This is a genomic window from Pseudomonas sp. GW821-FHT07E12, assembly GCF_058986605.1.
The window spans coordinates 41140-63051 of the sequence record NZ_JBYSVX010000027.1; the positions used below are offsets into that span (position 1 = coordinate 41140).

A 21912-nucleotide genomic window follows, 5' to 3' on the forward strand; every position below is an offset into this window, starting at 1 on the left:
GATGAACACACGCTCCGAACCCACTGCCCCGGCCTCCGCGATCGACACCGTCGTATTCGATCTCGGCGGCGTGCTGGTCGATTGGGATCCGCGCCATCTCTATCGGCAACTGTTCGACGACAGCGACGCGATGGAACACTTCCTCGCCGAGATCTGCAGCCCGCAATGGAACCTGCAGCAGGATGCCGGCCGCCCCTGGCATGAAGCGGTGGCCGAACTCAGCGCGCGACATCCCGAGCACGCCGCGCTGATTGGCGCTTTCCACAGCCGTTGGCCGGAGATGCTCGCCGGCGAGATTCCCGACAGCGTGGCGATCCTGCACGAACTGCGCGAACAAGGCCTGCGCCTGTACGCGCTCACCAACTGGTCGCACGAGACGTTCCCGATCGCACGCGAGCGCTTTCCGTTCCTGCAATGGTTCGAGGGCATTCTGGTCTCGGGCGAAGAACGCTTGATCAAACCGGACCCGGCGATCTTCCAGTTGTTGCTGTCGCGTTTCGAGATCGTGCCGGAACGCGCGGTGTTCATCGACGACGCCCCGCGAAACGTCACCGCTGCCGCCACCGAAGGCCTGCACGCCGTGCGTTTCAACGATGCTGCGCAGCTGCGTCGTGACCTGATCGCACTCGGCCTGCCACTGCAGCCCACCGGAGCAGCACCATGAACACGCCGATCGACACCCTCCCGCAGGAACGCCAGCACGCCATCCTGCAACGCCTGCGCGAACAAGGCCGCGTGGTGGCGGTCGAACTGGCCGCGATCTTCGGGGTTTCCGAGGATTCGATCCGGCGCGACCTGCGCGAACTGGCCGCACAAGGCCTGTGCCGCCGCGTCTACGGCGGCGCGCTGCCACCGACACCGACATTCGCCCCACTGCCGCAGCGCCAGAACGAACATCCCGCCCGCAAGCGCGCGCTCGCGCAGGCGGCCGTGACGCTGGTGCGGCCGGGCCAGGTGCTGCTGCTCGACGCCAGCTCGACCAACAGCGCGATCGCCACCGCCTTGCCGGAGCGGCAACGGCTGACCGTGGTGACCAACGCCCCCGACATCGCCGAGCGCCTGATGACGCGCGAAGGTTTCGAGATCCTGCTGATCGGCGGCCGCATCGACCCGCACATCGGCGGCGCGGTCGGTGCGCAGGCCATGGAGCAACTGGCGCGGGTGCGGGCCGACCTGTGCTTCCCCGGTGCCTGTGCGGTCGATGCCGAGCGCGGCCTATGGGGCGTGGACAGCGAGGAGAGCCTGTTCAAGCGCGCGATGATCGCCGCCAGCAGCGAGAGCGTGGTGGTCACGATGAGTGACAAGCTCGGTGCGCAGGCGAGCTATCAGGTCGCCGGACCGGAAGCGATCGATCATCTGGTCGTGGAGCACGACACCCCCGCCATGCAACTCGATGCGTTCCGTGCCCGCACGATGCAGGTCCACATTGCCGCACCCGCCGAAGACGCTGACTGAAATCGCGCAGGCCGAACACCGGCGCCCATGAACACCGGCCCAAATGCGAAGGGCGGCCATCGCCGCCCTTCGCCTCCCAACGTAATGCAGCCATCAACCCAGCTGCTTGGGATCGGGTCCGTACATGTTCTCGCCCGGCGTCCCTTCAAGGCACATGAAGACCAGCACGATGAGCCCGCCGACATAAGGAATCAGGCTGAGCAGATAAAACCATCCCGACTTGCCCTGGTCGTGGAAGCGACGTACCGCCACGGCGATCGAGGGCACGATCATCGCCAGCGCGAACAGCCCCAACACCACGAAAAAAACGATACCCAGCGGCCCCATCCTGCCCTCGCTGCGCCCGATCATGCTGCCGATCACGCCAAGGGTACCGAGCACCAGTATCACCAGGGTGTAGAACAGCATGAACATCCAGTATTCCTTGCGACGCGAGCGCCCATTGAAATCGGCATAGCGCTTCAACGGCATCAACATCCAATCCATTTCAAAAGTCCTTCTTGAGTGGGCTGCGCGATTGCAGCCGGGCGGGATAGTGCCACACGGATACGGCAGTTGCCGGGCTGCATGGCGCTAAATCAGCATGATTCCGCCGACCTGCCTTCCCCCATATCCCCGGGCAAGAAGATCGCCCGCTGTCATATTGAAGTCGACTCATTCCGCCGCGACTTCCAGCGCCTGCGACAACCGCTCCACCGCGAAGATTTCCATGCCCTTCACCGCACCGGCCTTCGGCGCGTTCGCGCGCGGCACGATCGCGCGCTTGAAACCATGCGTGGCCGCCTCGCGCAGCCGTTCCTCGCCATTCGGCACCGGCCGGATCTCGCCGGACAGGCCGATCTCGCCGAACGCAATGGTCTTCTCCGCCAACGGCCGGTCGCGCAACGATGACAGGATCGCCAGCAGCGCCGGCAGATCCGCCGCCGTTTCCTGCACACGAATGCCGCCGACCACGTTGATGAAGACATCCTGGTCGCCGACCATCACCCCGCCGTGCCGGTGCAGCACCGCCAGCAACATCGCCAGCCGGTTCTGCTCCAGACCGACTGCAACCCGGCGCGGGTTGGACAGCGGCGAGGTATCCACCAGTGCCTGCACCTCGACCAACAGCGGTCGCGTGCCCTCGCGGGTGACCATCACGCAGCTGCCAGGCTGGTTCGCACTGCCGCCGGAGAGGAAGATCGCCGACGGATTCGGCACCTCCTTCAAGCCCTTCTCGCCCATCGCGAACACGCCCAGCTCGTTGACTGCGCCGAAGCGGTTCTTGAACGCGCGCAGCACCCGGAACCGGCTGCCGCTGTCGCCCTCGAAATACAGCACCGCATCGACCATGTGTTCGAGCACGCGCGGCCCGGCGATACCGCCCTCCTTGGTGACGTGGCCGACCAGGAACACGGCGGTGCCGGTCTCCTTCGCATAGCGCACCAACCGCGCCGCGCTCTCGCGCACCTGGCTGACCGAGCCGGGTGCCGCGGTCAGTGATTCGCTCCACAGCGTCTGCACCGAATCGGCGACGATCAAGCGCGGCTTGGCGATGCTGGCGTGCTTCAGGATCTGCTCGATGCTGGTTTCCGACAGCGCGTTGAGGCCCTCAAGCGGCAGGTCCAACCGTACCGCGCGCCCGGCCACCTGCCCCAGCGACTCCTCACCGGTGACGTACAGCACCGGCAACTGCGCCGCCATCCGCGCCAGCGCCTGCAACAGCAGCGTCGACTTGCCGATGCCCGGATCGCCGCCAACCAGCACCACCGCGCCCTCGACCAAGCCGCCGCCGAGCACCCGATCCAGCTCGCCGATGCCGGTCGACACGCGCGCATGCTCGTTGTGCTGCACGTCCTTGAGCGGGGTGATCTTCGGCGCCTCGACCGTACCGGCCCAACTGCTGCGACGCGACGCCGCCGGCGTCTTGCCGGCCTCATCCGCACTCTCCAACACGATCTGGCTCAGCGTGTTCCAGACCCCGCAGTCGCCGCACTGCCCCTGCCACTTGCTGTACTCGGCACCGCACTCGTTGCAGACGTAGGCGATACGCGCCTTTCCGGAAGCTTTTGCCATGACGATCGCAGAGAGGGAACCAGCGACTACTTTAGCCCGCAGCCGTCTCGCCCGCCGAGACAGCTCCTTTCTCCCCCGTAGGAGCGGCTCTGGGTGGCCTCGGGCCATTAGCCGCGATGGGGCTTTCATGCAGATTCCTCTGCAAGAGCCCGCACATCCATGTGCGGGATTTCAAAGGGAAGTCCCCATCGCGGCTGAAGCCGCTCCTACAAAGGGCCCCGCAGCCCAATGCCAACACACGCCGCATTCCACCGACCCAAAAAAACGGCCCGGCGGAATATCCACCGGGCCGCTCCATATCACGCTGCCTACCGCTCAACGCGCCTTGTACAACTCCGCCAGTCGATCCGGCTTGCCGGCGATGCGCTCCAGATTCGGATACAACAGGCCGCCGTGGTAGTCGATCTTGATCGTCTGGTAGCGGTCGAACTGCTTGACCAGCAACTCGATCGGCGCCTTCGAGCCCTTGGCCGCGGTCACCGCATCCTTGATCGTGTCCGCGCTGAACTCCTTGCCGTTGACCGCGACGATGGTCATGCCGCTGCCGATGCCGGCATTGAACGCCGGGCTGTCCCACAGCACATCGGAGATGTCGCCCTTCTCACCGGTCGACAGGCCCAACGAATAGGTCAGGTTGACGCCCTTGCTGCGCTGCTCGCCGGCCTTGAACGCCTCGCTCGGCTTGTCGTTGTAGACCAGTTTCCAGCCACTCGCCTCGATGCCATCGATGATCGGGCCATGCCCGTCGATGCGTGTGCGCAGGAAGCTTGCCCAGTCGTACGCAGCGATACCGTTGAGCGTGGCGACGATGTCGTCGAAGGTGTACGGATTGACGTCCCAATCACCGTTCTTCATACCGAAGAACGCCTTGGCGAAATCGTCGATCGAACGCTTGTCGCCGCTCAGTTCGCGCAGCTTGCCGTCCACCGCCAGCCACACCATCTGGCCGCCCGAGTAGTAGTCCTCGCTCATCTGCCAGTTGCGGAACGAGCGCGACGAGCGCTGGGCGATGGTCGGGTCGTTGGTGGTGTCCTGGATCGTGCGCCAGGCCAGGCCCGGACGCCCGCGATCGTAGGTCGCCGCGACGTTGGCGAGCATGTCGCGCGCCTGCTGCTGGTTCCACAGGCCCGAACGCGCAGCCACGACATGACCGAAGAACTGGGTCTGTCCTTCATACAGCCACAGCAGCGAATCGCCCATCGGCACGTTGAAGTTCGGCGTGGCCAGATCGGCGCCGCGACGATACTTGCCGTTCCAGGAGTGATTGAACTCGTGCGCCAGCAGATCGCGGCCGGCCCAGGTCTTGTCCCACTCGGTGAAGTAACCGACCGCGCCACTGTTCTCGCTGGAACGATGGTGCTCCAGGCCGATACCGCCGAGCTTGTCGGTCAGCGCCAGCAGGAAATCGTAGTGGTCGAAATGGCGCGCGCCGTAGAGCTTGTCCATCTGCTGCACCAACGCCTGGTGCGCCTTCACCTGCTCGGGCTTGGCTTCCAGGTACTTGGCTTCATCGGCGAACACGTTGAGATAGACCGGCTGCTTGCCTGCCGCGTCCAGCGCGATGCGCTTGTGATACTTGCCGGCGAAGATCGGCGAATCCACCAGGTCGTCGTAATCGATCGGCTTGAAGGTCACCTTGTTGCCGCTGCGGCTGTCGGTCTCCAGCGCGGTCGCATACTCCCAGCCCTGCGGCAGGGTCACGCTGGCCACGGTCTTGATGTTGCGCGCGTAGTAACCGGCCGGATACAGCGAGGTGCTGTTCCACTGCAGGTTGAGCATCTCCGGCGTCATCGTCACGCGGCCCTGTCCGCTGCCCTGCGAGGACAGGAACTGGAATTCCGCGCTGATCTCGCGCGTGCCTTCCGGCACCTCGACCTTGAAGGCATACACGTCGTACTGATCGCGCGTCCACTTCAACACCTGGCCGGTATCGCTCTTCACCACCAGCCCGGCGACCTTGTCGATCGTGCCGCTCGGCGAGTGATGACCCGGGATCCACTCCGGATACAACAGCGTCATCGTGCCCGGCGTGGCCGGCATCGTGGCATGGACGCGGAAGATGCGGCGCTCGATATCGGTGGCATCGACATCGATGCGCAGCACGCCGTCGTACGGCACATCGCGCGGCGGTGCGGTCTGGGCCTGCGCCGATGGCAGCGACAGGACGGCAAGCAGTGAAAGCGCCAGTACGGCGAGGGTCTTCATCAAAACTCCAGGAGGTGAGCAGGGCGAGTGCGGCCGAATCGGCGATGCTATCGCTCGCCTGCCCGGCTCCCCTATGCCATAGGTCATGCCCCCGCCCGGCGCTACAACCACGCATGACCAGACTCCTGCGGCGGCGCCCGTATGTGTCATCCGCCGCCACATACGGCCCACTTATCCACCGGGAAAACCCCATGAAAAAGGCCGCCAATCGCTTGGCGGCCTTCAGTAACGCGAGGGCGTCGCGCCTCAATGCATCATGTTGATGTTGAGGTTGTGCATGACCCACAGCGAGCCGATGACCACGATCCCGATGATCAGGATCGAGAACACGCCCACCTGGATGTTGGAGCGCTGTTCCGGCGAACGGTCCATGTGCAGGAAGTAGACGATGTGCACCAGCATCTGCGCCGCCGCCAGCACCGAGATGACGGTGATGGTCACGCCCTTGGAGAACGCACCGCTCATCACCATCGCGAACGGGATGACGGTGAGCACCACCGCCATCACGAAGCCGATCAGGTAGGACTTCAGACCACCGCCGTGCGAATCGGCGGCATGTGCATCGGAATGATTGTCGTGGTGGGCCATTACAGCGCTCCCAGCAGGTAGACGATGGTGAACACACCGATCCAGATGATGTCCAGGAAGTGCCAGAACAGGCTCAGGCACGCCAGGCGCGTGGTGTTGCGGGGGGTCAGGCCGTTCCTGGCGATCTGGATCACCAGCACCAGCATCCACAACAGGCCCGAGGTCACGTGCAGACCGTGCGTGCCGACCAGCGTGAAGAACGCCGACAGGAACGCGCTGCGGCCCGGACCGGCGCCTTCATGGATCAGGTGGTGGAACTCGTAGACCTCCATGCACAGGAAGCCGATGCCGAACAGCGCGGTCACCGCGAGCCAGCCGTACAGGCCGGCCATGTTGCGCTTGGCCGCCGACAGCGTCGCGAAACCGAACGTCAAGCTGCTGAACAGCAGCAGGAAGGTTTCCACCAGCACGAACTTCAGATCGAACAGCTCCTTCGCCGTCGGCCCGTCCACCGTCGCGCCGGAAAGCACGGCGTAGGTGGCGAACAGACCGGCGAACAGGATGCAGTCGCTCATCAGGTACACCCAGAAGCCGTAGACGGTGTTGCCGCCGGCGTCGTGGTGCCCGTGATCGTGGTCGTCGTGGTGGCCGCCCGCGTGGGCGGCCCCGTGATGGTCAATCGTCGTGGACATGGGTCTTATCCTGCCTTCGCGGCGTGGGCCGCCTGGTGCTTCTCAAGCTGGGCAAAGCGCTCGTTCTCGATGCGCTCGACCTCGGCTGCAGGCACGTAGTAGTCGATGTCGTTGTCGAAGCTGCGGGCGATGAAGCTGCCGATCATGCCGACCAGGCCGACCACCGCCATCCACCAGATGTGCCAGATCAGGCCGAAACCCAGCGCGATGCTGAACATGCCGATCCAGAACCCCGCCGCCGTGTTGCGCGGCATGTGGATGTCCTCGTACCTGGTCGCCTTGACCCAGCCCTTGCCGCGCTGCTTGTCTTCCCAGAACTGGTCGATGCTGTCGACCTGCGGCAGGTGCGCGAAGTTGTAGAACGGCGCCGGCGAGGAGGTCGCCCACTCCAGCGTACGGCCGTCCCACGGATCGCCGGTGACGTCCAGGTTCTGCTTGCGCTGGAAGAAGCTGACGAACAGCTGCGCCAGGTTGAAGAAGATGCCCAGCGCGACGATCGCGGCACCGCCGGCGGCCACGTGCAGCCACGGAATCCACTCCGGGTTGCTGTAGGTGTTCAGGCGACGGGTCATGCCCATGAAGCCCAGCACGTACAGCGGGGTGAACGCCACGAAGAAGCCGATGATCCAGCACCAGAACGAGGCCTTGCCCAGCTTCTCGTTGAGCTTGAAGCCGAACGCCTTCGGGAACCAGTAGGCCAGGCCCGCCAGGTAACCGAACACCACGCCGCCGATGATGGCGTTATGGAAGTGCGCGATCAGGAACAGGCTGTTGTGCAGCACGAACGACACCGCCGGGATCGCCATCATCACGCCGGTCATGCCGCCGATGGTGAAGGTGATCATCGCGCCCAGCGTCCACATCACCGGCGAGGTGAAGTGCACGCGGCCGCGGAACATCGTGAACAGCCAGTTGAACAGCTTCACGCCGGTCGGGATCGAAATGATCATCGTCATGATGCCGAAGAAGGCATTGACGTTGGCACCCGCGCCCATCGTGAAGAAGTGGTGCAACCACACCAGGAACGACAGCACGCCGATACAGCCGGTCGCGTAGACCATCGAGCTGTAGCCGAACAGTTTCTTGCGGCTGAAGGTGGCGATCACTTCCGAGTAGATGCCGAACGCCGGCAGCACCAGGATGTACACCTCCGGGTGGCCCCAGATCCAGATCAGGTTGACGTACATCATGGCGTTGCCGCCACCGTCATTGGTGAAGAAGTGCGTGCCCAGGTAACGGTCCGCACCCAGCAGCGCCAGCACCACGGTCAGGATCGGGAACGCGGCGATGATCAGGATGTTGGTGACCAGCGCGGTCCAGGTGAAGATCGGCATCTTCATCAGCGTCATGCCCGGCGCACGCATGCGCATGATCGTGACGAAGAAGTTGATGCCGGTCAGCAACGTGCCCAGACCCGATATCTGCAAGGCCCAGATGTAGTAGTCCACGCCGACGCCCGGACTGTATTCCAGGCCCGACAGCGGCGGGTACGCCAGCCAGCCGGTCTGCGCGAACTCACCCACGCCCAGCGAGATGTTGACCAGCGCCACGCCGGCCACGAACAGCCAGAAGCTCAGCGAGTTCAGGAACGGATACGCCACGTCGCGCGCACCGATCTGCAGCGGCACCACGAGGTTGATCAGGCCGGTCATGAACGGCATGGCCATGAAGAAAATCATGATCACGCCGTGCGCGGTGAAGATCTGGTCGTAGTGGTGCGGCGGGAAGATGCCGGGATTGCCGTCGTGGGCGATCGCCAGCTGGGTGCGCATCATCGCCGCATCGGCGAAGCCGCGCAGCAGCATGACCAGCGCCACGATGATGTACATCACGCCGATCTTCTTGTGGTCCACCGAGGTGAACCACTCGCGCCACAGGTAGCCCCACAGCTTGAACTTGGTGATGGCGGCCATCAGCACCAGACCCATCAGACCGGCGCCACCCAGGGCGCCCATGATGATCGGCTCGTGGTACGGGACCGCCTCAAGCGTAAGTTTGCCTAACATCACTTGCCTCCGGAGGTGCACATGGCGACCGGCTCGGCAGCCGATGCCTGATGGTCGTCATGGCCGTCCATACGGTGGCCCTTGCCCATCATGTATTTGTCGATCAGCGACTTGAACATGCCGTCCTGCACCGACGAGTAGTAGGTGACCGGATAGTCGGCCTTGTCGTTGCGGTTGGTGACCAGCGCCTCGTATTCGGCCGCCTGCAGCGCCTGCGGCGCGGCCTTGACCTTGGCCACCCAGGCGTCGAAACCGGCCTGGTCGGTCGTGGCATGGGCGATGAAGTTCATCTTCGAGAAACCGTGGCCGCTGTAGTTCGCCGAAATGCCGGGGAAGTCACCGGCTTCGTTGGCGATCAGGTGGACCTTGGTTTCCATGCCGGCCATCGCGTAGATCTGCGTGCCCAGCTGCGGGATGAAGAACGAGTTCATCACCGTGTCGGAGGTAATCTTGAAATTGATCGGCGTGTTGGCCGGGAAGGCGATCTCGTTGACCGTCGCGATGCCCTGGTCCGGATAGATGAACAGCCACTTCCAGTCCATCGCCACCGCTTCGATGGTGATCGGCTTGACGTCCGATTGCAGCGGCTTGTACGGATCCAGCGCATGCGAGGAGCGCCAGGTCAGCACCGCCAGCACCAGGATGATCAGGCACGGGATCGACCAGACCACCACCTCGATGGCCGTGGAGTGCGACCAGTTCGGCTCGTAGCGCGCCTTGGTGTTGGAAGCGCGGTACTTCCAGGCAAAGATGATCGTCATCGCGATCACCGGGATGACGACCAGCAGCATCAGCACCACGGCGGTGATCAGCAGGGTCTTCTCATCCTGGCCAACCTGGCCCTTGGGGTTGAGGATGGCCGAGTTGCAGCCCGTCAGCAGCAGAAGCAGCAACGGCAGCAGCAGGCCTGGACGAAATACACGCCCTGGAAGTTTCAACGGAATCATCGGTCGATCCATTTGCGGGGGGGGCGTCAACCCATCCGGCCACGAGAAACACGCGCCGGATACCGCATCCGTTCGCAACGGATGGCCCGACTTCGGGACGTGGGTTAACACGCCAATTTTATTGCGTGCTGCACCCGCACGAAAGCCGTTGACAATGATTCATTGCAACAAAGCCGCACATGCGGCTGCGACATATTGCCGCATATGAATGGGCACGCCCGAAGCGGGCGTGACGCAGGTCATCCATCCGCCTGCCGCACATAGCAAACGGGCCATCCGCGAAGCGGACGGCCCGATGCCGAAAACAGGTGGTGCCGGAAATAGGAATCGAACCTACGACCTACGCATTACGAATGCGCCGCTCTACCAACTGAGCTATTCCGGCGGAGCCGCGCATTCTAGGGTTTGTGACGGCTGCCGGTCAATCGCGACTGGCCGATCATCGCCTCGCCTCGGGCAACCAACTCAGCCCACCAGCCGCAGGCGCAATTCCTTCGGCAGCGCGAACACCATCGACTCCGGCTCGCCGGAAAGCTCGGACACGCCGCCCGCACCCAGCTCGCGCAGGCGGGCGATCACGCCATCCACCAGCACCTGCGGCGCCGAGGCGCCGGCGGTCAGCCCGATCCGCTGCTTGCCCACGACCCAGGCCGGGTCGATCTCGCCGGCATTGTCGATCAGGTAGGACTCCACGCCCTCGCGTCGCGCCAGTTCACTGAGCCGGTTGGAATTGGAGCTGTTGGGTGACCCCACCACCAGCACCAGATCGCACTGCTGGGCCAGCTCGCGCACCGCATCCTGACGGTTCTGGGTGGCATAGCAGATGTCGTCGTTCTTCGGCCCCTGCATCGCCGGGAACCGCGCCCGCAGCGCGTCGATGATGCCTACCGTATCGTCCACCGACAGCGTGGTCTGGGTGGTGTAGGCGAAGTTCTCCGGCTGATCGAGCTCAAGCGTAGCGACATCGCCGATGTCCTCCACCAGATAGATCCGCCCGGTGCCGCGTTCGCGATCCCACTGCCCCATCGTGCCTTCCACCTCGGGGTGGCCGGCGTGGCCGATCAGCACCACGTCGCGCCCGGCGCGGCAGTGGCGTGCGACCTCGAAATGGACCTTGGTCACCAGCGGACAGGTCGCATCGAACACCTTCAGCCCACGCCGTTCGGCCTCGGCGCGAACCGCCTGCGAGACGCCGTGTGCGCTGAAGATCACCGTGTTGTTGTCCGGCACCTCGTCGAGTTCCTCGACGAAGATCGCCCCGCGCTGCTTGAGGTCATCGACCACGAAACGGTTGTGCACCACCTCGTGGCGCACATAGATCGGTGCACCGAGCGTCTCGATCGCACGCTTGACGATCTCGATCGCGCGGTCGACACCGGCACAGAAACCACGGGGATTGGCTAGCAGGACATCCATGGCGGGCATTCTACGGGAATGGGGGTTGGGGGATCGGGAATGGGTTCCGGCGACGCCGGTCCGGACCTCGGAAAGCCTCAGCGCCGATTCTCGATTGCCTATTCCCGTTTCCCGGCCTTGTCGAACAACCCGAACAGGGCAATCCCGACCGCGCCCGCGACGATCGCCGAATCGGCGATGTTGAAGGACGGCCAGTAGTGATCGCCTACGTACCACTGGATGAAATCCACCACGTGACCATGCACCAGGCGGTCGATCACGTTGCCGATCGCCCCACCGATCACCAGCGAATACGGCAACGCGCTGCGCCACTCACCGCGCGGCGCGCGCGCCAGCCAGAACGCCAACAGCCCGCTGATGCCTACCGCCAGCGCGGTGAAGAACCACAGCTGCCAACCGCCGGCATCGCTGAGAAAGCTGAACGCCGCGCCGGTGTTGTAGGTGCGGAACCAGTTCCAGAAACCGTCGATCACCGGCACCGGCGTGAACTCGGGCAGGCTGGACAGCACCCAGGCCTTGCTCCACTGGTCCAGGCCGATGATCGCCGCCGACAGCAGCAGCCAGATCAGGGCGTTGGGTTTGGGACGTGCACTCATGGAATCACCTTAGCTTTCCCTTCTCCCGCCTGCGGGAGAAGGTGCCCGAAGGGCGGATGAGGATAGCCAGCACCGGATGCGCCATCGCCGGCCCTCATCCGGCGCTTTGCGCCACCTTCTCCCGCAAGCGGGAGAAGGGAAAAAAGCCAGACTCCCGCACGCGGGAGACAGCCTCCAACAATCAGAACCAGCGCCGATCCTCGCCCGGACCGTCGACGTTGCTCGCGCAACGGCCGCACAGCTCCGGATGCTTCGGATCGGCACCGACATCGGCGCGGTAGTGCCAGCAACGCACGCACTTCGGCTTGGAGGTCGGCTGCGCGCTGACGAAGATGTCGTCGGTGCTGGCCGGGGTCACCACCACGTCGCCGCTGATGAACAGGAAGCGCAGTTCGTCGGCCAGCGGCTGCCAGCGCGCGGCACTGACCGCGTCGGCGGCGACGGTGATCTCCGCCTCCAGCGCCGCGCCGATCGCGCCATTGGCACGCATCGGCTCCAGCACCTTGGCGACCTGCTCGCGCAGCGCCAACAGCTTGTCGAAGTCGGCCGCGGTCAGTTCCGCATCGGTCGGCAGCGGCGCCAGGCCCTCGTACCAGGTGGCAAACAGCACGTTGCCCTTGCGTTCGCCCGGCAGGTAGCCCCACAGCTCGTCGGCGGTGAAGCTCAGCACCGGTGCGATCCAGCGCACGAACGCCTCGATCACCTGATACATCGCGCTCTGCGCCGAGCGGCGGCCGCGCGAGTCCTCGCCCATCGTGTACAGGCGGTCCTTGGTGACGTCCAGGTACAACGACCCCAGATCGACGCTGCAGAAGTTCAGCAATGCCTGCACGATCGTGGCGAAGTCGTAGCGCTCGTAGGCGGCCTTGATCTTCTCCTGCACTTCCCAGGCGCGATGCACGATCCAGCGATCCAGCGCGACCATCTCATCGAGTGCAACCAGGTTCACAGCCGGATCGAAGCCGGCCAGATTGCCGAGCAGGAAGCGCGCGGTATTGCGGATGCGTCGGTAAGCGTCGGCGTTGCGCTTGAGGATCTCCTGCGACAGCGACATCTCGTTGCTGTAGTCGGCCGAGGCGATCCACAGGCGCAGGATGTCCGCGCCCAGCGTCTTCATGATGTCCTGCGGCTCGATGCCGTTGCCGAGCGACTTGGACATCTTGCGGCCGTGCTCGTCCACGGTGAAACCGTGGGTCAGGCACTGCCGGTAAGGCGCGGCCTTGTCGATCGCCACACCGGTCAGCAGCGAGGACTGGAACCAGCCGCGGTGCTGGTCCGAGCCCTCCAGGTACAGGTCGGCCGGCTTGGGCAAGCCGCGATCGGGCAGCACCGCTTCATGGGTGACGCCGGAATCGAACCAGACATCGAGGATGTCGGTGATCTTGTCGTAGTCACCGGCCTCGGCGCCGAGCAGTTCGGCCGAGTCCAGCGCATACCAGACATCGACGCCGCCCTGCTCCACCCGGTCGGCGACCTGGCGCATCAGCTCGACGCTGCGCGGGTGCGGATCACCGGTTTCGCGATGCACGAACAACGCGATCGGCACGCCCCAGGTGCGCTGGCGCGAGATCGTCCAGTCCGGACGGCCATCGACCATGCCGGCGATGCGCGCCTGGCCCCACTCGGGATACCACTTCACACCTTCGATCGCCTTGAGCGCATCGGCGCGCAGGTTGGCCTGCTCCATCGAGATGAACCACTGCGGGGTGGCGCGGAACGCGATCGGGGTCTTGTGGCGCCAGCAATGCGGATAGCTGTGCTCCATCTTGCCGGCAGCCAGCAGCGTGCCGTTGCCGCGCAGCGCTTCGATGATGACGTCGTTGGCCTTCCAGATATGCAGGCCGGCCAGTTCGACGCCATTGAACACCGGCGTCGAAGGCAGATACACGCCGCGTCCATCGACCGGATTGATCTGCGCGGCGGTGTAACGATCGATCAGCCCGTACTGCTTGGCGACCTGATAGTCCTCCTGACCGTGGCCGGGCGCGGTGTGCACGGCGCCGGTGCCGTCCTCGTCGGAGACGTGCGCACCCAGGATCAGCGGGATGTCGCGCTCGGCATAGGCCGGATGTGCCAGCAGCAGGTTTTCCAGCGCCGCGCCCTTGGCATGACCATGCACCACCACGTCTTCGACGCCGTAGCGCTGCAGCGCCTTGGCCGCCAGCGCGCTGGCCAGCACCAGCCAGCGCGGCTTGCCGTCGCGGGCCGGGCCCTCGACCAGCGCGTAGTCCAGCTCCGCACCCAGCGTCACCGCCAGCGAGGCCGGCAGCGTCCACGGCGTGGTGGTCCAGATCGGCACCGCGACCTCGACGCCTTCCGGCAACACCGCGCCGAACTTCGCCGCCAGTGCCGCCGGATCACGCGCCGGATAAGCGATGTCGACCGTCGGCGAAACCTTGTCGGCGTATTCGATCTCGGCCTCGGCCAGCGCCGAGCCGCAATCGAAGCACCAGTGCACCGGCTTCACGCCGCGGGTCAGGTGTCCGTTGTCGATCACCTTGGCCAGCGCGCGGATCTCGTTGGCTTCGAAATGGAAATCCAGCGTGCGGTACGGCCTGTCCCAGTCGCCGATCACGCCCAGGCGCTTGAAGTCGCGGCGCTGCAGATCGATCTGCTCGGTGGCGTACTCGCGGCACTTCTGGCGGAACTCGGTGGCGTCCAGCTTGACCCCGACCTTGCCGTACTTCTTCTCGATCGCGATCTCGATCGGCAGACCGTGGCAGTCCCAACCCGGGATGTACGGCGCATCGAAGCCGGCCAGGTACTTCGACTTGACGATGATGTCCTTGAGGATCTTGTTGACCGCGTGGCCGAGGTGGATCGCACCGTTCGCATACGGCGGACCGTCATGCAGCACGAACAGCGGCCGGCCCTTGGCATTCTCGCGCAGTTGCGCGTACAGGCCCTCGCCCTCCCAGCGCTCCAGGATGCCCGGCTCGCGCTTGGGCAGATCGCCGCGCATCGGGAATTCCGTTGCCGGCAGGTGGAGGGTGGCTTTGTAGTCCTGGCTCACGCGGTCGCTCGCAGTCGTTGTTCGTTGAGTAAACGACGCGCTTCTTGCGCGTCGCGGTGCATCTGTTCGGTCAGGGCATCAAGCCCGGAGAATTTTTCTTCATCGCGCAGCTTGGCGACGAACTCGACTTCGATGTGGCGCCCGTACAGGTCGCCGTGGAAGTCGAACAGGTGGGCTTCCAGCAGCGGCTCCACGCCGGCCACGGTCGGCCGGGTGCCGAAGCTGGACACCGACGGCCAGGGTTGCTCGAACACGCCGTGCACCCAGGTCGCGTAGATACCCGCCAGCGCCGGCGTGTGCGGGAAGCGCAGGTTCGCGGTCGGGAATCCAAGCGTGCGACCGAGCTGCTGCCCGCGCACCACGCGTCCGCCGATCGCGTACGGCCGCCCCAGCAGATCGGCGGCATGCGCGAACTCGCCCGCCACCAGCAACTCGCGGATGCGGGTACTGGAAATGCGCTCGCCGTGCAGATGCACCGACTCGATCTCACCGGCGACAAAGCCCAGCGTTTCGCCCATCCGCCGCAGCAGTTCGATATCGCCGCCACGCTTGTGGCCGAAGCGGAACTCCGGCCCGATCCACACTTCCTTCGCCCGCAAGCGCTCAACCAGCGCACGCTGCACGAAATCCTCGGCGCTCATCGCCGACAGCCTGCCGTCGAAACGGATCAGGCCAACGCCGTCGGCACCGAAGCTGCGCAGCCCCTCGACCTTGGCGCGCGCCAGCGTCAACCGCGGCGGCGGCTCGCCCTTGGCGAAGAACTCGCGCGGTAGCGGCTCGAAACTGACCGCCACCGCAGGCACGTCCAGCGCGCGGGCACGCGCGACCGCATGGCGCACCAGCGCGCGATGACCCAGGTGCAGGCCATCAAAGGCGCCGATGCAGACCACGCTTCCGTGCGGGAACAGGGCCCCGCCCTCGACGTCTCTAAAAAGCCTGTTCATTCCGATCGGACATTCGGCCCATCACGGGCCGACTCACTTTCGTTAGATAATCATTGCAGTATAGCCGGCCGGCCGCCTACTCACTTTCGTTGGACAATCATGCAGTGTGGCCGGCGGCCCCCGAGATCAATGCTCGCGGAGGTGGCGCAGGCGAAACCCCATCGCCAGCTGCACCAGCGCATAGCTCGCGCCGCCGGCCGCCACCAGCCCCAGCAGCCCGCCGATGCGATGCCACTTGTCCATCGCGGTGAAGTCCGGCAACCAGTGCAGACCGGCCCCGACCACCGCCGCCATCGCCAGGCAGGACGCCAGCAGCCGCAGCAGGAACCGCGTCCAACCGGGCTTGCGCTGGTACACGCCGGACTTGCCCAGCCAGTACCACAGCAGCCCCAGGTTGATGTAGCTGGCCAGCGCGCTGGCCAGACCCAGCGCCAGATGCAGGCCCGGGGTGCGCTTGAGCGCTTCCATCACGCCCAGCGCGCGCACTTCCGGCGTCACCATGACCTGGTAGACCAGCGCCAGGAAGGCGATGTTGAGCACCATGTTGGCGACCAGCGCGACCACGCCCGCACGCACCGGCGTGCGCGTGTCCTGGCGCGCATAGAACGCCGGCAACACCACCTTGACCAGCGCGAACGCCGGCAGGCCGAAGCTCAGTCCCAGCACCGACAACGCGGTCATCTGGGTCGAGAACGCGGTGAACTTGCCGTACTGGAACATCGTCGCCACCAGCGGCGTTGCCAGCAGCATCAGGCCGACCATCGCCGGCACCGCGATCAGCAAGGTCGTGCGCAGCCCCCAGTCCAGCGCCGCCGAGAAGCCCTGTCCATCGGTCTTGACGTGGTGCCGCGATAACGCCGGCAGGATCACCGTACCCAGCGCCACCCCGAACAGGCCCAGCGGCAGCTCCAGGAAGCGATCGGCCTGCGACAGCCAGGACTGCGAACCGTCGTACAGGCGCGCGGCGATCACCGTGTCCAACAGCAGGTTGATCTGCGCGATCGAGGAGCCGAACAGGGTCGGTACCATCAGCGTCATCACCCGGCGCACCTCCGGATGGCTCCAGCCCCAGCGCGGTAGTGTCAGCAGGTCGATCTGCCGCAGCGACGGGAACTGGAACAGCAACTGCAGCACACCGGCCAGCAGCACCGCCCAGCCCATCGCCAGGATCGGCACCTGTAGCCGCGGCGCCAGCCACAGTGCGCCGGCGATCATGCACAGGTTGAGGATCACCGGGGTCAGCGCCGGCATCGCGAAGCGCTGGAAGCTGTTCAGCGCACCACCGGCCAGCGCGGTGAGCGAGACGAACAGCAGGAACGGGAAGGTCAGCCGCAGCAGATCCTTCAACAGCTCGTACTTTTCCGGATCGGCGGCCTGGCCGTCGCTGAACAACGTCGCCAGCTGCGGCGTCAGCAGCAGACCCAGCGCGGTGACCACCAGCAAGGCCGCACCGAGCGTGCCGGAGACGCGCGACATCAGCTCGCGCAGATCGGCGTGGCTGCGGGTTTCCTTCACCTCGGTGAACACCGGCACGAACGCGGTCGAGAACGAGCCCTCGGCAAACAACCGGCGCAGGAAGTTCGGAATCCGGAACGCCACCCAGAACGCATCGGTCGTCGCGTTGGTGCCGAAGCTGTAGCTGATCGACCAGTCCCGAACCAGCCCCAGCACGCGGGAAATCATGGTCATGCTGCTGAACGACAGCACCCCCCGTAGCATCCGTGAAGAACTCAATTTGCGGCCCTCTTGACAACTGACTTGACGCACATTTCAGATCCGATCATAATCTCGGGCTTGCTTTTTCCATCACACCGATTTTTCAGGAAACCACCACCGTGGCCAATATCAAGTCCGCCAAGAAGCGCGCCAAGCAGACCGTTGTGCGCAACGCGCGCAATACGGCTCAGCGTTCGCAGCTGCGCACCGCCGTCAAGAAGGTGATCAAGGCCCTTGACGCCAATGATGCCGCCGGCGCCGAAGCCGCCTTCGCTGTCGCCCAGCCCCTGCTCGACCGTTTCAGCTCCCGTGGCCTGATCCACAAGAACAAGGCTTCGCGTCACAAGAGCCGCCTGACCGCCCGCATCAAGGCCCTCAAGGCCGCCTGATCCGGCGTTGCAACCGGCGGCCCAGCCGCCGGCAGCACAAGAAAACCCGGCCTCAGCCGGGTTTTTTGTTGCCGCCTTCCGTGCCGGCAACGCTTCGGGCCATCGCTGGCGCGACGAGCGCCCATCTACTGCCCGAAGCGGGCATGGATCAAACCGCATCCCGCGCCTCGAGCGCTTCCTGCCGCTGACGATCGAAGAACGCCATCACGTCCTTCATGATCGGCCAGGTGCCCTCGCGACCGAGTGCCGATACCAGATAGTGCGGACCGGTCCAGCCCAGCTCGGCGATCACGGCATCGGCCGCTTCCCGCGCCTCGTCCTCGAACATCAGGTCGGCCTTGTTCAGCACCAGCCAACGCGGCTTGGCCAGCAACTCCGGATCATGCCGCTCCAGTTCGCGCTCGAGCATGCGCACCTGCTCGGCCGCCGAGACACCTTCCACGCCACCCTCGCTGTACACGCCCAGCGCCGGCGAGATGTCCACGAGCTGCAGCAGCAGACGGGTACGCTGCAGATGACGCAGGAACTGGGTACCGAGGCCAGCACCATCGGCGGCGCCCTCGATCAGGCCCGGCACGTCGGCGATCACGAAGCTGCGATGCGCCTCGACACTGACCACGCCCAGGTTCGGATAGAGCGTGGTGAACGGGTAATCGGCCACCTTCGGCGTCGCCGCCGAGACCGCGCGGATGAAGGTGCTCTTGCCGGCGTTCGGGAAGCCCAACAGACCAACATCGGCCAGCAGCTTCAGCTCCAGCTTGAGCGTGCGCTCCTCGCCCTCCTCGCCCGGCGTGGCCTGACGCGGCGCGCGGTTGACCGAGCTCTTGAAGTGCATGTTGCCCAGGCCACCCTTGCCACCCTTGGCCACCAGCAAACGATCGCCGTGGTTGGTCAGGTCGCCGATGATTTCATCGGTCTGGACGTTCATCACCACCGTACCGACCGGCACCGTGATGACCCGATCCTCGCCAGCCTTGCCGTACATCTGCCGGCCCATGCCGTTCTCGCCGCGCTGCGCCTTGAAGATGCGCTCATGGCGGAAGTCGACCAGCGTATTGAGGTTTTCGTCGGCCACTATCCAGACGCTGCCACCGCCACCGCCATCGCCACCGTCCGGCCCACCGAGCGGAATGAACTTCTCGCGCCGGAAGCCGACGCAGCCATTGCCGCCGTTGCCGGCGATCACCTGGATTTCAGCTTCGTCTACGAGTTTCATGGGTTTAGAGCCGAGATTGGGAATTGGGGATTCGGGATTGGCAACAGCGACCGTATCGCCATGCCGATTCCCATTTTGCAATATCGCCAGGGTCGGACAGGACACCAGGACAGCGCTTTTGCGAATCCCAAATCCCCACTCCCAAATCCCGGCCTTCCAACGAAAAACCCCGCCGAAGCGGGGCTTTCGTCAGCAAGCCCGCGCGATGCGCAGGCCCTGGAGGCGAATACTTACGCCTCGACGACGACGCTCACGGTGCGACGCTTCTTGGCGCCCTTCACCGAGAACTCGACCTTGCCGTCAACCAGCGCGAACAGCGTGTGGTCGCGACCCAGGCCGACGCCGGCGCCCGGGTGGAACTGGGTGCCGCGCTGACGCACGATGATGTTGCCGGCCTCGATGGCCTGGCCGCCGTAGATCTTGACGCCCAGGTACTTCGGGTTCGAATCGCGGCCGTTGCGCGAGGAGCCTACGCCCTTTTTATGTGCCATGACGGATTCTCCTTATGCTTAGCCGGCGATGCCGGTGATTTGGATTTCGGTGTAGTACTGACGGTGGCCCTGGCGCTTCATGTGGTGCTTGCGGCGGCGGAACTTGATGATCCGCACCTTGTCGGCACGGCCATGCGCAACCACCGTGGCGGTGACCGAAGCGCCCTGCAGGGCGTCGCCGACCTTGATGCCGTCGCTATCGCCCAGCAGCAGGATGTTGTCGAACTTGATCTCGGAGCCGGCTTCGACCTCGAGCTTTTCCACGCGGAGCTTTTCGCCCTGCGCGACGCGGTATTGCTTACCGCCGGTGACCAGAACTGCGTACATGTCTTTGTCTCTTCTGTAGTTATTCTTAATAGCTTGACCCACCACCGAACGCAAAGCCGGCAGATGGACCGGCAATTCTAGCGACCTGGGTGCCCCACGGTCAAATCCCCCCTCCCCGGCGTACTCACCTGGCCCTGTCATGGGCTGCAGTAGCCTCATTTGGCGCATCCCCTCGGCGCATTCAGAAATCGCGCCAGCCCCGCCATCCGGCAGGGCCGGCACGGTTGCTTGCATCCACTCAAGAAGGAGTGCGGAGATGTTCGACAACCTGATTGAAGAAGTGGCCGGACGTGCCGGCCTGAGCGCGGACAAGGCCCGACAGCTGCTCGGGTCGCTGACCTCCCAGATTTTCGATGAGAAGAACGGCGGATTCAGCGGCTTCGTCCGCCAGTTCCAGGACAAGGGGCTCGGACACCTGGTGCAATCCTGGATCGGGACGGGGGCCAACCAGCCGATCACGTCGAGCCAGGTCCAGGACGTGTTCGGCTCATCGGTGATCGACTCGATCGGCAAACGGCTGGGGCTGGACACCACCGCCACCGCCGGCGCCATCAGCGGCGTACTGCCCAGCATGATCGATCGGCTCAGCGGCAACGGCCTGGCGCCAACCGGGCTGCCCGAGACGCTCAAGAGCTGGGTCGCCAGCGCCGGTGAGCGGCTGGGCGAGCTGAAGGATACGGGCCTGGGTGTCCTGGCCGGCGGCGCCGCGGCCGTCGGCGGTGCGGTGACCAGTGGCGTCCACGCTGCCAGTCACGCCGCCGAAAGCGGCGCCCGGGTCGCCGGCGATGCCGTCCGCCAGACCAAGAGCGGCTTCGGCCGTCTGCTGCCCTGGCTGCTGCTGGCAGCCCTGGTGATCGTCGCGCTGCTGGTGTTGCGCTCCTGCCATCACACTCCCGCGTCGGTGGATACGACGAGCTCCAGCGCCGATACCAGCGCCGCCGCGCCGGCACCTGCCACCCCCGCTCCGGCCGCCTCCGCGGCGGCGGCCACTCCAACGCCCGCCAGCGCCGCCCATGCCCTGCTGGCATACGGCAAGGACAAGGTGACCGTCAGCGGCGAAGTCGGCAGTGACGCGGAGCGGACCCGCCTGCTGGACGCGCTGCGTTCGGCCTACGGGGCTTCCGGGGTCGATGGCGACATCACGGTCAACTCCGCGTTGCCCCCGGCGCCGTGGCTGGACAAGCTGATCGCGGCGCTGCCGAGCCTGAAGATCCCCGGCCTGACGCTGGGACTGGACGGCAACAAGGTCGACATCAAGAGCGACGGCCTGCCGGAAGCCGACCGTTTCAGCGCCTCCAAGGCGGTACGCGATGCGTTTGGTGGTTTCGACATCACCGGCCAGTGGGACCAGGCCTCGGCCGCGCTCGGTGCGCTGACCGCGCAATCCAGCCCGGATGAGCTGGCCGGCGCGCTCAACAAGCTGACCATCGGCTTCGGCACCGGCTCGGCCGCCATCACCGCCGACAGCAACGAGACCCTCAAGCGGGCAGCCACCGCCATCGCCGCCTCGCCGGCCGGTACTCGCATCGAGGTCGGCGGACATACCGACAACACCGGCAACGCCGCAGCCAACCTGAAGCTGTCGCAGGACCGTGCCGACGCAGTACAGCGCAAGCTGGTCGAACTGGGCGCTCCGAGCGATCGGCTGGTGGCCAAGGGCTATGGCCAGACCGCGCCGAGTGCCAGCAACGCCACCGAGGCAGGCCGCGCGCAGAACCGCCGCCTGGCTTTCACGATACTGAAGTAATCGCAACCGCAGTCAGCGCGGCCGCCAGCGCCGCCTCGCAAGGGACGCCCGTCACGGGCGTCCCTTGCGTTTTCCGGAGGCCGATCCGCCTGTCGTCTCAAATCCTGCGACGGCCATCGTCGAGACTTCCGTTCTACTCATTTGCCCCCATCTTGCTCAGTCGATAGGC

Annotated in this window: 18 protein-coding genes, 1 tRNA gene and 1 pseudogene; 4 read left to right on the plus strand and 16 right to left on the minus strand. The window is 65.2% G+C overall.

Translation table 11 applies throughout. The features are described 5' to 3' along the window. Window position 1 precedes the first annotated feature (1 nt). Entirely contained in the window at window positions 2-664 is a 663-nt protein-coding gene (locus tag AC3WJE_RS14640; protein WP_493731551.1) for an HAD family hydrolase, read from the plus strand. Beyond that, window positions 661-1455, plus strand: a complete 795-nt coding sequence (locus AC3WJE_RS14645) for a DeoR/GlpR family DNA-binding transcription regulator (RefSeq protein WP_493731552.1) — start codon at window positions 661-663, stop codon at window positions 1453-1455. The genes AC3WJE_RS14640 and AC3WJE_RS14645 overlap by 4 nt, the downstream gene beginning before the upstream one ends. 93 nt (window positions 1456-1548) lie before the next feature. Here the strand turns inward: AC3WJE_RS14645 and AC3WJE_RS14650 are convergent, their stop codons facing one another. From AC3WJE_RS14650 to murJ, 13 genes are all read right to left on the minus strand, one after another. Further along, complete coding sequence (locus AC3WJE_RS14650; RefSeq protein ID WP_493731553.1) at window positions 1549-1920, minus strand: DUF805 domain-containing protein; 372 nt, start codon at window positions 1918-1920, stop codon at window positions 1549-1551. 189 nt (window positions 1921-2109) lie between these two features. Next, entirely contained in the window at window positions 2110-3510 is a 1401-nt protein-coding gene (gene radA / locus AC3WJE_RS14655; protein ID WP_493731554.1) for a DNA repair protein RadA, read from the minus strand. A 315-nt stretch (window positions 3511-3825) separates the two neighbouring features. Next, the gene (locus tag AC3WJE_RS14660) at window positions 3826-5715 is read right to left on the minus strand and encodes a M61 family metallopeptidase (protein WP_493731555.1); all 1890 of its coding nucleotides are present in this window, start codon (window positions 5713-5715) and stop codon (window positions 3826-3828) included. Window positions 5716-5961: 246 nt separating this feature from the next. Continuing rightward, the gene (cyoD, locus tag AC3WJE_RS14665; protein WP_493731556.1) at window positions 5962-6303 is read right to left on the minus strand and encodes a cytochrome o ubiquinol oxidase subunit IV; all 342 of its coding nucleotides are present in this window, start codon (window positions 6301-6303) and stop codon (window positions 5962-5964) included. Then, window positions 6303-6935 carry a cytochrome o ubiquinol oxidase subunit III gene (gene cyoC, locus AC3WJE_RS14670; RefSeq protein WP_493731557.1) on the minus strand — a complete coding sequence of 211 codons (633 nt, stop codon included), beginning with the start codon at window positions 6933-6935 and terminating at the stop codon, window positions 6303-6305. Before cyoC ends, cyoD begins: the two co-directional genes overlap by 1 nt. Before the next feature lie 5 nt (window positions 6936-6940). After that, the gene (cyoB, locus tag AC3WJE_RS14675; RefSeq protein ID WP_493731558.1) at window positions 6941-8941 is read right to left on the minus strand and encodes a cytochrome o ubiquinol oxidase subunit I; all 2001 of its coding nucleotides are present in this window, start codon (window positions 8939-8941) and stop codon (window positions 6941-6943) included. Beyond that, window positions 8941-9888 carry a ubiquinol oxidase subunit II gene (gene cyoA, locus AC3WJE_RS14680; protein WP_493731559.1) on the minus strand — a complete coding sequence of 316 codons (948 nt, stop codon included), beginning with the start codon at window positions 9886-9888 and terminating at the stop codon, window positions 8941-8943. Before cyoA ends, cyoB begins: the two co-directional genes overlap by 1 nt. A gap of 309 nt (window positions 9889-10197) precedes the next feature. Beyond that, window positions 10198-10273, minus strand: a tRNA-Thr gene (locus AC3WJE_RS14685). Between the two features lie 80 nt (window positions 10274-10353). After that, window positions 10354-11304: a 4-hydroxy-3-methylbut-2-enyl diphosphate reductase gene (gene ispH, locus AC3WJE_RS14690; protein WP_493731560.1), complete on the minus strand. Its 951-nt coding sequence runs from the start codon at window positions 11302-11304 to the stop codon at window positions 10354-10356. A gap of 98 nt (window positions 11305-11402) precedes the next feature. After that, entirely contained in the window at window positions 11403-11900 is a 498-nt protein-coding gene (gene lspA, locus AC3WJE_RS14695; protein WP_493731561.1) for a signal peptidase II, read from the minus strand. Window positions 11901-12081: 181 nt separating this feature from the next. Further along, complete coding sequence (ileS, locus tag AC3WJE_RS14700) at window positions 12082-14862, minus strand: isoleucine--tRNA ligase (RefSeq protein ID WP_493731573.1); 2781 nt, start codon at window positions 14860-14862, stop codon at window positions 12082-12084. 47 nt (window positions 14863-14909) lie between these two features. Beyond that, window positions 14910-15857 (minus strand): bifunctional riboflavin kinase/FAD synthetase, encoded by a 948-nt coding sequence (locus AC3WJE_RS14705; RefSeq protein ID WP_493731562.1) that lies wholly within the window; start codon window positions 15855-15857, stop codon window positions 14910-14912. Between the two features lie 126 nt (window positions 15858-15983). Next, window positions 15984-17576 carry a murein biosynthesis integral membrane protein MurJ gene (gene murJ / locus AC3WJE_RS14710; RefSeq protein WP_493731563.1) on the minus strand — a complete coding sequence of 531 codons (1593 nt, stop codon included), beginning with the start codon at window positions 17574-17576 and terminating at the stop codon, window positions 15984-15986. Between the two features lie 116 nt (window positions 17577-17692). Between murJ and rpsT the strand changes: the two genes are divergently transcribed. Next, complete coding sequence (gene rpsT, locus AC3WJE_RS14715) at window positions 17693-17962, plus strand: 30S ribosomal protein S20 (protein WP_149104244.1); 270 nt, start codon at window positions 17693-17695, stop codon at window positions 17960-17962. 166 nt (window positions 17963-18128) lie between these two features. On the opposite strand, the pseudogene obgE reads toward rpsT, so the two are convergent. From obgE to rplU, 3 genes and pseudogenes are all read right to left on the minus strand, one after another. Beyond that, window positions 18129-19178, minus strand: a pseudogene (obgE, locus tag AC3WJE_RS14720) (GTPase ObgE); the annotation flags it as partial. A gap of 230 nt (window positions 19179-19408) precedes the next feature. Continuing rightward, complete coding sequence (rpmA, locus tag AC3WJE_RS14725) at window positions 19409-19669, minus strand: 50S ribosomal protein L27 (protein ID WP_493731564.1); 261 nt, start codon at window positions 19667-19669, stop codon at window positions 19409-19411. Window positions 19670-19687: 18 nt separating this feature from the next. Further along, on the minus strand, window positions 19688-19996 hold the full coding sequence (rplU, locus tag AC3WJE_RS14730; protein ID WP_493731565.1) for a 50S ribosomal protein L21: 309 nt from the start codon (window positions 19994-19996) through the stop codon (window positions 19688-19690). A 256-nt stretch (window positions 19997-20252) separates the two neighbouring features. Between rplU and AC3WJE_RS14735 the strand changes: the two genes are divergently transcribed. Continuing rightward, the gene (locus AC3WJE_RS14735) at window positions 20253-21743 is read left to right on the plus strand and encodes an OmpA family protein (protein ID WP_493731566.1); all 1491 of its coding nucleotides are present in this window, start codon (window positions 20253-20255) and stop codon (window positions 21741-21743) included. The last annotated feature ends 169 nt before the right edge of the window (window positions 21744-21912 follow it).

Bases quoted from the DNA above. Each gene is read 5' to 3' on its own strand.
- AC3WJE_RS14640 (WP_493731551.1), top strand. From the start codon at position 2: ATGAACACACGCTCCGAACCCACTGCCCCGGCCTCCGCGATCGACACC.
- AC3WJE_RS14645 (WP_493731552.1), top strand. From the start codon at position 661: ATGAACACGCCGATCGACACCCTCCCGCAGGAACGCCAGCACGCCATC.
- radA (WP_493731554.1), bottom strand. From the start codon at position 3,510: ATGGCAAAAGCTTCCGGAAAGGCGCGTATCGCCTACGTCTGCAACGAG.
- AC3WJE_RS14660 (WP_493731555.1), bottom strand. From the start codon at position 5,715: ATGAAGACCCTCGCCGTACTGGCGCTTTCACTGCTTGCCGTCCTGTCG.
- cyoD (WP_493731556.1), bottom strand. From the start codon at position 6,303: ATGGCCCACCACGACAATCATTCCGATGCACATGCCGCCGATTCGCAC.
- cyoC (WP_493731557.1), bottom strand. From the start codon at position 6,935: ATGTCCACGACGATTGACCATCACGGGGCCGCCCACGCGGGCGGCCAC.
- cyoB (WP_493731558.1), bottom strand. From the start codon at position 8,941: ATGTTAGGCAAACTTACGCTTGAGGCGGTCCCGTACCACGAGCCGATC.
- cyoA (WP_493731559.1), bottom strand. From the start codon at position 9,888: ATGATTCCGTTGAAACTTCCAGGGCGTGTATTTCGTCCAGGCCTGCTG.
- ispH (WP_493731560.1), bottom strand. From the start codon at position 11,304: ATGGATGTCCTGCTAGCCAATCCCCGTGGTTTCTGTGCCGGTGTCGAC.
- lspA (WP_493731561.1), bottom strand. From the start codon at position 11,900: ATGAGTGCACGTCCCAAACCCAACGCCCTGATCTGGCTGCTGCTGTCG.
- ileS (WP_493731573.1), bottom strand. From the start codon at position 14,862: ATGCGCGGCGATCTGCCCAAGCGCGAGCCGGGCATCCTGGAGCGCTGG.
- AC3WJE_RS14705 (WP_493731562.1), bottom strand. From the start codon at position 15,857: ATGAACAGGCTTTTTAGAGACGTCGAGGGCGGGGCCCTGTTCCCGCAC.
- murJ (WP_493731563.1), bottom strand. From the start codon at position 17,576: ATGCTACGGGGGGTGCTGTCGTTCAGCAGCATGACCATGATTTCCCGC.
- rpmA (WP_493731564.1), bottom strand. From the start codon at position 19,669: ATGGCACATAAAAAGGGCGTAGGCTCCTCGCGCAACGGCCGCGATTCG.
- rplU (WP_493731565.1), bottom strand. From the start codon at position 19,996: ATGTACGCAGTTCTGGTCACCGGCGGTAAGCAATACCGCGTCGCGCAG.
- AC3WJE_RS14735 (WP_493731566.1), top strand. From the start codon at position 20,253: ATGTTCGACAACCTGATTGAAGAAGTGGCCGGACGTGCCGGCCTGAGC.